At 45.6% G+C, this 13834-nt stretch carries 10 protein-coding genes; 2 read left to right on the top strand and 8 right to left on the bottom strand.

What is annotated here, in order from left to right; genetic code table 11:
- Positions 1-25: 25 nt before the first annotated feature.
- The gene (locus OS173_RS11120) at positions 26-3157 is read right to left on the bottom strand and encodes an efflux RND transporter permease subunit (protein ID WP_267184360.1); all 3132 of its coding nucleotides are present in this window, start codon (positions 3155-3157) and stop codon (positions 26-28) included.
- Positions 3154-4227: an efflux RND transporter periplasmic adaptor subunit gene (locus OS173_RS11115; protein ID WP_267184359.1), complete on the bottom strand. Its 1074-nt coding sequence runs from the start codon at positions 4225-4227 to the stop codon at positions 3154-3156. Before OS173_RS11115 ends, OS173_RS11120 begins: the two co-directional genes overlap by 4 nt.
- Before the next feature lie 342 nt (positions 4228-4569).
- On the opposite strand from OS173_RS11115, the gene OS173_RS11110 reads away from it, so the two are divergent.
- Positions 4570-5322: a hypothetical protein gene (locus OS173_RS11110; RefSeq protein ID WP_267184358.1), complete on the top strand. Its 753-nt coding sequence runs from the start codon at positions 4570-4572 to the stop codon at positions 5320-5322.
- Here OS173_RS11110 and OS173_RS11105 read toward each other — a convergent pair.
- Positions 5294-7198, bottom strand: a complete 1905-nt coding sequence (locus tag OS173_RS11105; protein ID WP_267184357.1) for a DedA family protein — start codon at positions 7196-7198, stop codon at positions 5294-5296. The genes OS173_RS11110 and OS173_RS11105 overlap by 29 nt on opposite strands.
- 1 nt (position 7199) lies before the next feature.
- A complete protein-coding gene (hemL, locus tag OS173_RS11100) occupies positions 7200-8474 on the bottom strand; it encodes a glutamate-1-semialdehyde 2,1-aminomutase (protein ID WP_267184356.1) in 1275 nt (424 codons plus the stop codon).
- Positions 8475-8567: 93 nt separating this feature from the next.
- On the opposite strand from hemL, the gene OS173_RS11095 reads away from it, so the two are divergent.
- Complete coding sequence (locus OS173_RS11095; RefSeq protein ID WP_267184355.1) at positions 8568-9977, top strand: gamma-glutamyltransferase; 1410 nt, start codon at positions 8568-8570, stop codon at positions 9975-9977.
- A 4-nt stretch (positions 9978-9981) separates the two neighbouring features.
- Here the strand turns inward: OS173_RS11095 and OS173_RS11090 are convergent, their stop codons facing one another.
- From OS173_RS11090 to OS173_RS11075, 4 genes are read right to left on the bottom strand one after another with little or no spacing between them, the layout of a single operon-like run.
- On the bottom strand, positions 9982-10494 hold the full coding sequence (locus OS173_RS11090; RefSeq protein ID WP_267184354.1) for an acyloxyacyl hydrolase: 513 nt from the start codon (positions 10492-10494) through the stop codon (positions 9982-9984).
- Between the two features lie 21 nt (positions 10495-10515).
- Complete coding sequence (ypfJ, locus tag OS173_RS11085; RefSeq protein WP_267184353.1) at positions 10516-11376, bottom strand: KPN_02809 family neutral zinc metallopeptidase; 861 nt, start codon at positions 11374-11376, stop codon at positions 10516-10518.
- Positions 11377-11424: 48 nt separating this feature from the next.
- A complete protein-coding gene (locus tag OS173_RS11080) occupies positions 11425-12591 on the bottom strand; it encodes an ABC transporter permease (protein ID WP_267184352.1) in 1167 nt (388 codons plus the stop codon).
- Positions 12588-13829 carry an ABC transporter permease gene (locus OS173_RS11075; RefSeq protein WP_267184351.1) on the bottom strand — a complete coding sequence of 414 codons (1242 nt, stop codon included), beginning with the start codon at positions 13827-13829 and terminating at the stop codon, positions 12588-12590. Before OS173_RS11075 ends, OS173_RS11080 begins: the two co-directional genes overlap by 4 nt.
- Positions 13830-13834 lie beyond the last annotated feature (5 nt).

Raw genomic sequence — 13834 nt, 5'->3', positions numbered from 1 at the left:
ACTGTGAAGTGAGTGATTACACTTGTTATTGATTCAGTTGTTTTTGTTGTTGTCGGGTGATTTTTGACTGTTCATCTAATCTGCGTGTCACATCGCCTGGCGAGCCGGTTTTACGGGCCAACAAGCTGTAGGCCACCGGAATCACAAATAAGGTGAACAAGGTGGCGGCGATAACACCGAATAAAATCACAGTACCAATGACAATGCGGGTTTCGGCACCGGCACCGGAGGCAATCACCAGGGGAATGGCGCCGGCGACGGTGGTGAGACCGGTCATGACGATGGGCCGGTATCGCACCCGAGCAGCGGTCAAAATGGCGCGGTTAAAACGGTAACCTTGGTCACGCATTTGATTGGCAAATTCAACAATAAGGATGCCATTTTTAGTGGCCAGGCCGACCAGAATAATTAAACCGATTTGCGAATAAATATTAATAGACCCACCGGTTAGCCATAAACCAAATAAACCACCGGCGATGGCCAGAGGCACGGTCAGCATAATAACCATGGGGTGCACGTAACTTTCAAACTGTGCCGCCAAAACCAAAAACACCACCACCAGCCCCAGTAAGAACACAAACATAATGGAACTACCGGAATTAACAAAGTCACGGCTTTGACCTTTATAGTCAACGATGGCGTAATCAGGCAAATGTTGATCAACCATTGAGTTGAGGTAGTCAAGGGCATCACCTAAGCGATAGCCTTCGGCTAAACTGGCTTCCAGGGTAATGGCACGAACACGGTTATAACGGCTGAGGTTGTCCGCAGCTCCATACTCTTTAATACTGACTAAATTACTTAGCGGAATCAATTCACTGCTGCGTTGTGAGCGGACATAAATATTTTGGATGTCGCTAAAGGTGCGTTGTTGGTTGCGCTCGCCCTCTAAAATAACATCATACTCTTCACCATCATCAATAAAAGTGGTGACATTGCGACCGGATAGCATGGTTTGTAAAGTGCGACCAATGTCATTGATGCGAACCCCTAAATCAGCAGCGGCGTCATAATCCACATTAAAATCAATTTGTGGACGGTTTTCTTTATAGTCACTGTCCAAACCTTCAAGTCCCGGGTTATTTTTTTCAATTTCGGTGAGTAAAATATCTCGCCACTGAGCCAACTCTTCATAACTGGAGCCGCCGAGAACAAATTGCACTTGTTTACCACTGCCACCACCCAAACCTTGACGCATTATTGGAAAGGCACGAACACCGGGTAAGTCAGATAATTCTTCTTTAATTTGATCCATTAGCTCAAAGGCAGAAAAATCGCGCTCTTCCCAGCCTTTTAAGCGGGCGATAACAAAGCCACCATTAAAAGATTCGATGTTGCCCCAACCTAAGGGTGCGCGCACCAACATGCGGTCTATGCGGCCATCTTCCACGTAATGCAGTAAACGTCGCTCAATTTCGCTCATGTATTCCGACATGAACTCGTAACTGGCACCTTCAGGTCCTGAAATTCGCACGAAAAAAGAGCCGCGGTCTTCTGTGGGGGTGAATTCCTGTGCGGTGTCAGAATACAGCCACACTGTGGCGACAACGATGGCCACAAACAAAATAATCATGTAGATGGGGCGTCTAATCCAAGTGACCAGCCAGCGGCCATACTTGCGGCGGCTACGACGAATACCGGTATCGATGGCTTTTAGTGACTTGTTTTTATTTTGATTGGGCTTTAATAAAACCGAAGCCAACATCGGTGATAGCGTCAGTGCCACCAACGATGAAAAAACCACCGCTGCGGCAATGGTCAGTGAAAATTCAGTGAATAAACGCCCAAGATCACCTTCTAAAAAAGTAATGGGTACGAAAACAGCCACCAAAACCAAAGTTGTGGCAATCACCGCGAACCCCACTTGCCGGGCGCCACGGTAGGCAGCCACCAGCGGTGTTTCGTGTTTTTCCTGCATCCGCCTGACAATATTTTCCAGCATCACAATGGCATCATCCACCACCAAACCAATGGCCAGCACTAAGGCCAGTAAGGTCAGTAGGTTAATGGAAAAGCCGAGTGCATAGATAACAATAAAAGTGGCAGTAACCGACACTGGTACAGTGACCGCCGGAATCAGCATGGCGCGCCAATTACCTAAAAATAAGAATATAATTATTACCACAAAGGTGATGGCGATAAATAGAGTGATATACACTTCGTGAACCGCGGATTCGATGAAAACTGAGGCATCATAACTTTGATTAATGGTCATGCCGCTTGGTAAGTTGGCATTGAGTTTTTCTGACAATTCCTTAACGCCGCGCGCCACCGTGATGGTGTTGGCATTGGATTGCTTAACAATACCGATACCAACCATGGGGTCACCGTTGCCGCGAAAGATGGTGCGATCTTCACGCAGTCCGCGTTCTACCCGGGCGACATCACCCAGACGCACCAAAGAGCCATCAGCGCCGGCGGCAATCACCATACCAGCAAAATCCTCAGCGGTGTTAAACTGACGTGCGACACGTGCCTTAAAAACACGCTGATCGGATTCTAAGCTACCGGCCGGTAATTCTACGTTTTCTGTGCGTAAGGCTTGTTCAATGTCGCTGACACTTAATTGTCGTGCGGTCATGGCAGTGCGATCAAGCCAAACGCGCATGGCGTAACGAAAGCCGCCACCGACACGAACCCGTGCAACACCGTCTAAAGTTGAATATTGATCCACCAGATACCGTTCCGCATAATCGGTCAGCTCCGGTGTGGACATTTCAGAACTGGCTAAATTTTGCCAAATAACCACATCATCACTGGAATCAACTTTCTGCACTTCGGGTGGGTCGGCTTCTTCCGGTAAATTATCGCGCACGCCGGCAATGCGATCTCTGACATCATTGGCGGCTGAATCAATGTCACGGTCGATGGAAAACTCTATGGTGACTCGGGAGCGGCCATCGCGAGAAGATGATTCAATGTATTCAATGCCTTCAATACCGGAGATGCGGTCTTCAATGATTTCTGTAATACGGGTTTCAATGACATTCGCCGGTGCCCCGGGGTAATCGACCTCAACAGTGACAATCGGTGGGTCAATGTCTGGATATTCGCGTAACGACAAACGTTCAAACGACACCAGGCCAAAGGCAATGAGTAACAGTGAAATAACCGAAGCAAAAACCGGTCGCTTGACGGAAATATCGGAAATAATCATGGTTCAGACCGATTTTGCTGTAATAACTCAGTTAAGCGCTCATCCGCTTTTTTGACCGCCGTGATGGTCACTGTGGAGCCGTCATGAATACGCAAAGCACCATGAATGACAACTTGTTGACCCGCCTCTAAACCCGAGACAACAGCGATTTGCCCTTCCGGGCGGTCGCCGATTTTAATGGCTTGTTTGCGAACACTGGTGCGGTCATCGTGCTGTTCAGTCACAAACACATAATGTTGACCGCCTTCAGATATTAAAGCCTCTTCGGGAATTAAGATTGCCGGTTTTTCTTCACCCGCAATATTAACCCGCATCAATAAGCCGGTTTTAAGTAAAAAATCTTGGTTATCAATAATAACGCGGCCTCTGATCATGCGGGTCACGGGGTTCACACGGCTGTCTAAACTCACCAAGGTACCGGTAAATGTTTTATCCGGATAAGCGGTGGTGGTGGCAGACACGCTTAAACCGGGTTGTAATTGTGACAACTGATCCGCTGATACCGTGAAATCCAGTTTCATTTGACTGTCCTGGTCTAAGGTTGCCAGTTGCATACCGGGTTGAGCCAGGCTACCGACACTGATTTGACGTAACCCCACAACGCCGTCAAAAGGCGCTGTCATGGTACGTTTATCGATGGCTGTTTGGATACCTTGAATGCGGGCTTTAGAAATGGCCACCAGGCTTTTTTGGGTGTCCAGTGCGGAACGGGAAGCCGCCATCTTTTCAATTAAGGGATTAAGTCGGTTGACTTGTCGCTGAGCTTCATCCAAGCGCGCTTGTTCTTCCGCCAACAAGGCTTGTTCATCAGCGGTATCCATAACAATCAGGGTATCGCCCTTGCTAACCCGCTGACCATCTTCAAAATAAATTTCGGTGATGTAGTCCGTTACTTGGGAGGTCAGGTTAACATTGTTAATGGCTTGTAAATCGCCCAAGGCTTGAATATTGCCGGATAAGGTGGTGGCTTTGACCAGTGCGACAATAACCGGATTAGCCTGCTGTGCCAAGGCGGTATGCGTAAAGACAAACAGCAGAAGTAAACATAAAGTTATTTTTAAATTTTTCATGGGTAAGAAAGCGAAATTTTTTTGTATTTTAAACGATTACTTGCCGCCAATTGTGAAAACAGTGTGGATAATGGGCTTAACATTGATTTATTAAAGGCAAAAAAAATCCCAACAAGGTTGGGATTAAAGGTATAACCGATAAACTCCAAAATCGGCTTAGGCACATTTGATATGTAAAACAATAACATACAGAATATTGTTAATGCAAGAGATTATGCGAATAAATAACAATTATTATTAACTATATTTTGTAAGTGATTGAAATATATATATTATCAATTATATTTAATATCTATAAAAAATCAGAATCTGTTTTAATTCGGCTGTGCTAAACTTCTGTTTATGCGAATCTTTGTGTTGTCATTGGTGTTAATGACGTGGTCTTTGCCCGCTCATTTAACCCCGAAATTTATCATTATTGGCGGTGCTGATAACCCGGTGGGTGTTATTATGCGACCGTTGCACTATGAGGGAAATGGCATCAGTCCCGCGGTGGTGATTGAAGATATCTTGGTGGCGCAACTATCGCAATCAGGTTTATTCCATCAACCGTGGCAATTAAAATCACGTGACAAATGGAATTTACATCATTGGCGTTTGGCAGGGGTGCGGTATTTAATTTCCGGCCGCATTGAAGAAAATGAGCAATCCATTCATCTGCATCTGACCATCACCGATACCTTGGGCACAACGCCAACCAATGTTTGGGTTGAACTTAACGGGGATGCCTGGCAACAAGCAACACGTGTGTTTGCACGGCAGCTTTTATATTCTTTGTTTTATGCCACCTATACCGATGATATCAACAGTCAGTATTTAAACGATACCGAGCCCGAAGAAACCCGTTATTGGATTGCTTTGGTGCAGACAATTAAAAGTCACTGGCATAATCGACAAGTTCGTGGAGAGTGTCGCGTCAATGTGAAACAATTACCCGGCGGTCAGGTGCAGTCTTATATGTTTGCCGAGCAGTGTGATGAAGACTTTGTGGTGGAGTTACAAACCTTATTTGAGCAATTAATCGAGTTACCCTATGGTGGTTTAAATGCGCCATTTGCGCAGAATTTTACTGTGAATTTTGTGGCTCGGGGATAACATCAACTTGCCAGCCGTGCATCGAGGGTGTGACGGCTAAACCGGCATTTTTAAAGTCATCTATTAACGCTGTTTTGTCATCTAAGGTATCCACATAACCCCAATGATGGAAAAACCATACATCAGTGTCTCTCTTATGTCGGGTTACGGTGGCTGACCATTGATTCGATTTAGAGGCGGACTCCGGCCAAACCCGTAATGCCCATAATTGTTGGTTATGAGGTTTTGTCATCAGCAAGTGTTCTAATTCACCTTTGTGAACATAGGAAAGTACCGGCAAATCACCATTTTTTTTGACCGCTAAAGCGGTAATTAGGTTGGCCCATGTTTCCACCTCAATAACTTGCCAGCCTTGTTTTTGGAGGCGTTTTTGCAAGTCCGTGAGCTCGCCGTTAAAGTGAATATCCAACTCCTGTTTGCCGGTATTGGCCCAGCCGGTGGTGGTGCTGTAATCTTGTTGTGCCAGCCATTGTGGTTTTTGAATATGACTGGCACCCGGGAAAATAAGCCAAGCGACAACCGGGGCACTGAATGTGATGATCAAAAAAATAAGTTTTAACGGCAAACCTAAAAACTGTCTACGATAACGCGTGCGAAAAGCAATTCCCACAACCATTGCCCAGATGGCGGCCATAATGCCTGATAATAAAGCAATCTGTAAGGTCAGTTTAAAGAAAAATAAGATGGCGAATATATATAAGGCAGATAATACTGCGGTTAATATATACGGCCAGCTGCGCCACTTAATGGGATAAGCGCCCGCCACTAATATGGCCCAAAATGCAGTTACTGCCACGTACCAAAAAACATGGTGTGAGGACAGCAGATGCCATTGACCATGATCGATCCGACAGATAATCACAGAAAAAATGTAAGCACTGATAGATAAGATAAGCCAATGGCTTAAAACCAAATGCAAGCGTCGGTAAATTAACCACACTGCAATAAAAACAGTAATTAACCACAGCACCAAATCATGACCCAAATATAAAAACCATTGCATGAGTGGCAAAGTCCATGGATTGTGAAAGGTGTAGAAAAAACCTTCGCTGGTTTGGTTCCAGCCAATCAGAATTTGATTGCCCGCCATAAATACAATCACCAATACGGTCAACAGTGCCAGAATAAAAGCCATCATGGCTAAAGAGCCGGTTTCGGGTTGTCGCGGGTCAACCAGACCGGATGTCAGACGACCTAATTTCGGGTGTTTTTGGCTCCAAGACAGAACCCGACTAAGCCAGCGATAAGCGCGCGGCACAAATAATTGGTAAATAAATTGGATAAGCCAAAATATCAGCCAAATTAAAGCCGCCAATACTAACGTGAGTCCTGCCAATTTAACCGCCACTTTGGCCATGCTTTCAATGGCTGAGCCGAATAAAATGCCCGGTAATAGATAAAAAGGTGCCCATAATATAGACGCCAGTAAACTAATCAGTAAATAACGTCTGATGGGCATACCCATAATGCCGACAATGGCGGGAATAATGGGTCTCACCGGACCTACAAAGCGGCCGATGATAATGCTGATAATGCCGTACTTTTTGAAAAAACGTTGACCGTTTTCAATTAAGTTCGGGAAGCGGTTAATGGGCCATTTGGTTAAAAGTTTCTCCCGGTAATAATAGCCAATCCAATAACTTAAACCATCACCGCAAAAACCACCGAAAGAAGCCCAAAACCAGGCACTGTAAAAGTCCAGGACACCAAGACCAATTAAAGCACCAAGACTGACCAGGAAAGCCGCACCCGGGAAAATAATTCCGACCAGCAGAAGAGATTCTAAAAAAGAAAAGCCGAAAATAATCAGACCTGTCCAATTGGGGTTTTGTTGCACCCAATCGAAAACGTCCTTGATCCAACCTTCGGCTTCCATATTAAGCGATGATGGCCTTCTGAGCTGCGTTTAAGGTTTGCTGGATAATGTCATCATTATGCTGACTTGATATAAAGCCAGCCTCATAGGCGGAAGGCGCCAGATAGATGCCGTGTTCTAACATGGCGTGGAAAAAGCGTTTAAAATGGTCTAAATCGCAGGCTTCCAGCTGATCAAAATTATCCGCCGCTTCAGCCGCAAAAAATAATCCAAACATACCCCCTTGTTGCCGGGTGGCAAAGGGTACGCCGGCGTTATCGGCCACTTGTTGCAAACCATCGGTGAGTTTTTTTGCCTGGCCACTTAAATAGACATAAAACCCCGGTTCGCTAATAATGTCCATCATCGCTGAACCTGCGGCCATGGCCAGAGGATTTCCGGACAATGTACCGGCCTGATAGACAGGACCTTGTGGCGCAATGTATTCCATAATATCTCGGCGCCCACCAAAAGCACCCACCGGTAAACCGCCACCAATAATTTTTCCAAAAGTGGTTAAATCAGGTTTAATGCCATAGAGTTCTTGCGCGCCGCCCCGCGCGACCCGGAAACCGGTCATGACCTCATCAAAAATCAGCACCGAGCCATGATCGTCACAAATGTCTCGCAAGCCTTGTAAATAGCCGGGTAACGGCTCAATCATATTCATGTTACCGGCAATCGGCTCAATAATAATGGCGGCCACATCATCACCGTGTTCTACCATCATCTGTGTCAACGCATCTAAATCGTTAAATGGTACAGTTAAGGTTAAATCAGCAACCGCTTTTGGTACACCCGGTGAGCCCGGAATACCTAATGTCACCACCCCACTACCGGCTTTTACCAAGAACGAATCCGCGTGGCCGTGGTAACAGCCTTCAAATTTGATGATTTTATCGCGGCCGGTAAAGCCACGAGCCAAGCGAATGGCACTCATGGTGGCTTCGGTGCCGGAATTAACCATGCGCACCAAATCAACAGAAGGAATTAAATTACAGACTTTTTCAGCCAGGGTAATTTCAGATTCCGCCGGTGTGCCGAAACTCAAACCTTGATCCACGGCGGCATGAACGGCTTGTAATACGCGGTCATGTCCGTGGCCTGCAATCATCGGCCCCCAGCTACCGACATAATCAATATACGCTTTGTCGTTAACGTCGTACATATAAGGGCCTTTAGCGGCCTTAATAAAAATCGGCTCGCCACCGACACCGTGAAAAGCCCGCACCGGTGAATTAACACCGCCGGGAATAAATCGTTGTGCCTGGGTAAATAAATCGTGGTTTTTATTCATATGAGTCAAATATTATTTTGGGTGGCCTCATTATAAATGTTTTCAAGCTGAATTGGCATGTTCTACAATGGAGAGTTTTACAAGCCATTAAATATGCAAACTTATGCTGTTGCGGCTGGCCACCCTTTGACCGCGAAAGCTGCAGAAGATATTCTGCAGCAAGGTGGTAATGCCTATGATGCGGTTATTGCGGCGGTTCTCATGTCTTTTGTGGCAGAGCCCTTATTGTCATCGCCGGGTGGTGGTGGTTTTTTATTGGCTGCAGGGCCTGAGCAAGCACCCAAATTATTGGACTTTTTCTCTAATACGCCATTGATTGACAGTAGAGATTTAAAACCAAGTGACTGGGATTTCTACCCCATTTCAGGTGATTTTGGTGACAAGACGCAGGAATTTCATATTGGTCGTGCCGCCGCTGCCGTACCGGGCGTGGTGGCAGGTATTTACAAAACGCATGAAAAATTAGCGACAATGCCATTAACGCTGTTGGCTCGGCCAGCCATTCAAGCAGCCACTAAAGGCATTGAAATCAACAGCCAACAGGCTTTTGTGGCAACAATTCTCACCCCGGTGATTAATGCAACCAAACAAGCAAGTGTTTTATATCAGTCACTTAAACAAGGTGCGGTATGGAAAAACTCACAGCTGGCAGATTTTCTTGACACGCTGAGCAAATCTCATCATGACTGGTTTTACCGCCAACCATTGAGTGATTCTATGTATGGTTCTAAAGACTGTTTATTGCAAAGCGTAGATTTTCACAACTATCAGTGTATCGTAAGAGAACCTTTGCAACTGCAATGTGGTGATTATCAAGTGCTTACAAACCCTTACCCCAGTACCGGTGGTCTGTTAATTGCTGAACAATTGAAACACCACCGGCAGCTCACCTCAGACTATCCGGTATTTAATGCCATGGTATCAATGGAGAAAAATAAGCAAAAGCTGTTAAACACAGTATCACGCGGCACCACCCACATCAGTGTCGCTGATCACCTGGGTAATTTGGCATCCTTAACCTTGAGTAATGGTGAAGGCAATGGCCACATTGTGCCTGGCTGTGGTTTTATGATGAATAATTTTTTGGGTGAGTCAGATATTAACCAAGAAGGATTTTTTAACTGGTCATCGGGTCAGCGTATGCGATCAATGATGGCACCGACGCTTATTCGCCACCCAGAAAACAGTTACGCTTTGGGATCAGGTGGTTCTAACCGGATTAAAACCGCTATTTTTCAAGTGGCGAACCGAATAATTAATCACAATAGTTTATTAAAAACTGCGGTGGAAGCGCCGCGAATGCATTTTGAAGATAATCACTTAGATTTGGAGCCTGGTTTTGCGGCGGCTGAAATCAGTCATTATCAGAATGAAACAAAAGTAATTCAATGGCAGAATAATAATCTTTATTTTGGTGGCGTTAATGCCGTACAAACCGGCGAGACACTGGCGGCGGTGGGTGATTTTCGCCGTCATGGCTGTGGTCTTGTGGGCTTAAAGTAAAACATTAAAAAGCCACGGTATAACCCATTGTGACAGATTCGGTGCCGGGATTTGTTTTTGACAATCGACTGTTGGAGTAATGGTGGGCAGCCACACCGATGCGTTGCCGGTTGTTAAATTCATAAAACAGCTCTAAACCGGATTTAAACTCGATGGTGTGACCTAAATCCAAGAATTTACCATCCTCAAAAAAGCCAATCCCGGTGCTAATCATTAAACCCCAATGTTCGCTTAATGAAAAAGTATACTTCATATCCAAATAACTATATTCGGCGCCGGCATCAGAAGTTAAATAGCCAATGGCGGGTACCAGACCCCATTGTGAGAACTTGGGAAAACGGTATTCCAGGCCATAAACCGCGTTTCTGATACTGCCATTAAAAGCATTTATCTGACCGCCATAAAATTGCATACTGTGACGATCTGTATGTTCACTGAAGGGATGTTGTGCGTTGGTTTTAGCGTTGAAGAAAATTAGACAGGCAAGGGCAAAGATGCCGACATATCTGTGGTACATGTATTATTGTCCTCTTATGGTTTAAGCGCCTTGTTGAAAGGTGTTACAAGCATCATAACGGCCGCTCTGTAATCCGGTTTTGAGCCATTTGACCCGTTGTTGCGAAGATCCGTGGGTAAACGCTTCGACATTCACTTGTCGCCCCGCACGTTTTTGTAAACGGTCATCACCAATCGATGCGGCGGCTTGTAAGCCCTCTTCCACGTCCCCCGGTTCCAGCATATTTTGTTGCTTGTTAGCGTGGTGTGCCCAGACACCGGCGTAGCAATCAGCTTGTAGTTCCATTAATACCGACAATTGGTTAACCTGACTTTTCGAAGAGGCTTGTTGTTGCCACTCGCGAACCTGACGGTTGGTGCCGGTGATGTTTTGAATATGATGCCCGACCTCATGACCAATCACGTAAGCACGGGCAAAGTCACCGGGCGCACCCAATTGCTCTAACTGCCTAAAAAAACTTAAAGACAGATACACTTTTTGATCAGCCGGGCAATAAAAAGGTCCCACTGCTTCAGAATTAACGCCACAGGCTGATTGCACCCGACCATCGAATAACACCATGGTCGGCGCCGGATATTGCTGGCCTTGTTGCTTAAATATAGCCGTCCAGACATCTTCAGTGGAGGCTAAAATAACAGAGCTAAAATCGGCTTGCTGTTGTTGTTGCGGTGATTGCTGTTGCGGTATATTCACTTGTTGGCTTGAGCTGCCACCTTGTTCCATCATGTTGCCCAAAAGTGCCAAAGGATTTTGGCCGGTGACCACCGCAATAATGATGGCAATGACCACCACGCCACCGGATAATTTGGCACCACCTTTAGCGATACCACGTCCCCGTCGGTCGTCAACCCGTTGACTTCTTCTTTGGTTTTTCCAGCGCATAGCAAATCCCGATAAATCAGCAATTATAGCGGAATCTATGAAAAAAGTTCATGCAGAGAATTTAAATTTTTGATACGCCCAGGTCAAAGCCAGTAGCATTAAGACAAATAATCCAATGAGATGGTTACTGACATCACCCAGATTGTCACCAAAATACATCAAACGATGCAAGGCATCCATGACCCAACCGGTGGGCAAAAACAGCGCCAGTTGTTGCATCCAGACAGGTGCCACTTCAATCGGCCACCAACAGCCACCCAGCGCTGCCAATAATAAAGAGCCAATTACAGCAATACCGCTAACCTGGGATTCGCTACGGCCCCATGAACCCAACAAAATCGCTAATGCGGCACAGGCACCGGCCCACATAAACAGCAGAATAAAGACCCAATGCCAGTACGGTCCCCAACTGATAGAAAATAATAAACTTCCCATAATCATGCCGTAGACCAGTTGGCAGGACGTTAAAAGCCATTTGCCGAGACATTTACCGATAATCAGTTGACTGCGTTTAACCGGTGTAGCCGCCAAACGCTCGAGCGCACCGCTTTGCCGTTCCAATAACAAGGTAATGGCACCACTGGTCAGCGCAATCATCATAACAAACATAACCAAAATACCCGGGACGGCTTGTTTGTAACCATTCGGTATCACTCTGGGTTCACCGGCCAGGCTGACATCAAGACCAATGGCCTTGATTTGTTCATCCAGTATAGAAAAATCCAGAACGGACGCTTGTTGAGGGTAATTGCTACGCAGAACAATGGTATCGGCCAGTGTTTTATACACCGATTGATAGAGTTTAAAGACTTGATAGTCACTGTCCATGCCACCGCCTGAAAATCGGTAAGTGATTTCGACAGTCTGGTTGTTCAGGAGCGATTGTGCAGGATTATCCGGCACCCAAAGTTGGCGATTATAGTCATCAAAAGTCCACTGATCCTTATATAAGGATTGTTGATTGTTAAAGACACGTAAAGCAAAATTATTATCCTGTAAATAGTTGCTTAATTGTTCATAAACCGGGTCTTGGATGTCACCGGCATACCAAACAGCCAGGGTTTTTACATTGTTTTGACCACCGCTTAAACCCCCAGTGGTGGAGCCGATAAAAGCAAAAAAAACAATCGGCATGATAAACAGCCACAATAAAACAATTTTATCCTTAAGGGTAACCAGAAGATCCCCAACGGCAATAAATTGGATATTTTTCATACGTTATTGTGCCTCGTTAAACGCTTCAATAAAGTTCGATTAATCAACCCAAATGCCCCAATAATGGCAGTGGCTATGAGACCGGCTGACAGTACATAGTTTTGTTGGTTAAATATCGCGTCTTTAATGGCCTGCAGAAAATAACCGTTTGGAAAATATAAGCCAACTTGTGCCAACCAGTCCGGTAAGGCCTCCATGGGAAAGAAACTGCCACCCAACATTAAAATGGGGAAAATTGCGGCATTGACCACAATATTGGCCGAGCGCTGCGTCGGCATGAGTAACACCAGTGATAACAGGATTTGCCACATGGCAAAGCCACTGACCACTAAGCCAATCATCAACAGCGGCCATTGTCGTGCAGGTAAACCAAAATACAGCCCGCCGAGTACAGACAACATCAAGACGATACCACTAAAAATAATCAGTACAGCCCACTGCTGGCCAAAAAAATAGGCACTTAAGCCGCGTGATGAAGCACTCAGCCGGGTCAGCACACCCGATTTTAAATCATCCCAAATGAGCATTGCCAAAGAGCTGATGCTAAACAGTAGGGCCATCATAATGGCTCCGGGGAACATCAGTAGCCCAAAATTGACTGAGGTTGAAGACTTATCGGTTTCCTGTTGCCGTTCTTTCAGCTCGATTAACAGCGGGTCTAAACTCATCGCAAAAACGTCTATGCGATCACGAATAGACAGACTCAAGGCAGTGAATTCAAGATCTGATAAATCATCATTGCTGTTTATGGCTGCTAAGGTGGCCAATTCCTCACGAAACAATTGCTGTAAATAGCCGCCGGCATCGGTAAAAAGTAGTAAAGCAGATTCAATTAAGTCAGGAATAACAGTCTGTGCAGGATTTTTAACCAGCGATAAAGTGGTGGGTTTTTGGTTCAGGAAATCACTTGCAAGTTCCGGTTCAATGGTGAGCCAGGCACTGGCATCACCTGACTGCATGATATTTTGCCCTTGTTCAGTGTCGACTTTTTTAATTCCTATCCAGCTCGATAATTCACCCTGGGATAGACTGTTGACCAGTAAGTTGGAGACAAAAGAATCGTCTAAATCGGTGACCAATAAGGTACCGCGTGATTCGCCCTGATCACCGCCACCGGTGATAAAACTCATCAAAAAAACAATGATAATGGGAATCGTGATCCAGGAAAACAGCCCCCATTTTTCACGTACCACCGATTGCAGTCTGATTTTAGCGATTAAGTGAGATAAAGATAACATCGGTG

This window comes from Marinicella gelatinilytica (assembly GCF_026410405.1).
In the GTDB taxonomy this organism is placed as follows: Bacteria; Pseudomonadota; Gammaproteobacteria; order Xanthomonadales; family Marinicellaceae; genus Marinicella; species Marinicella gelatinilytica.
Note: the sequence above shows the minus strand (reverse complement) of the source record. Positions and strands in the feature narration are given on the sequence as shown.

Coding starts and splice junctions, on each gene's coding strand:
- OS173_RS11120 (WP_267184360.1), bottom strand. CDS start 3,157: ATGATTATTTCCGATATTTCCGTCAAGCGACCGGTTTTTGCTTCGGTT.
- OS173_RS11115 (WP_267184359.1), bottom strand. CDS start 4,227: ATGAAAAATTTAAAAATAACTTTATGTTTACTTCTGCTGTTTGTCTTT.
- OS173_RS11110 (WP_267184358.1), top strand. CDS start 4,570: ATGCGAATCTTTGTGTTGTCATTGGTGTTAATGACGTGGTCTTTGCCC.
- OS173_RS11105 (WP_267184357.1), bottom strand. CDS start 7,198: ATGGAAGCCGAAGGTTGGATCAAGGACGTTTTCGATTGGGTGCAACAA.
- hemL (WP_267184356.1), bottom strand. CDS start 8,474: ATGAATAAAAACCACGATTTATTTACCCAGGCACAACGATTTATTCCC.
- OS173_RS11095 (WP_267184355.1), top strand. CDS start 8,568: ATGCAAACTTATGCTGTTGCGGCTGGCCACCCTTTGACCGCGAAAGCT.
- OS173_RS11090 (WP_267184354.1), bottom strand. CDS start 10,494: ATGTACCACAGATATGTCGGCATCTTTGCCCTTGCCTGTCTAATTTTC.
- ypfJ (WP_267184353.1), bottom strand. CDS start 11,376: ATGCGCTGGAAAAACCAAAGAAGAAGTCAACGGGTTGACGACCGACGG.
- OS173_RS11080 (WP_267184352.1), bottom strand. CDS start 12,591: ATGAAAAATATCCAATTTATTGCCGTTGGGGATCTTCTGGTTACCCTT.
- OS173_RS11075 (WP_267184351.1), bottom strand. CDS start 13,829: ATGTTATCTTTATCTCACTTAATCGCTAAAATCAGACTGCAATCGGTG.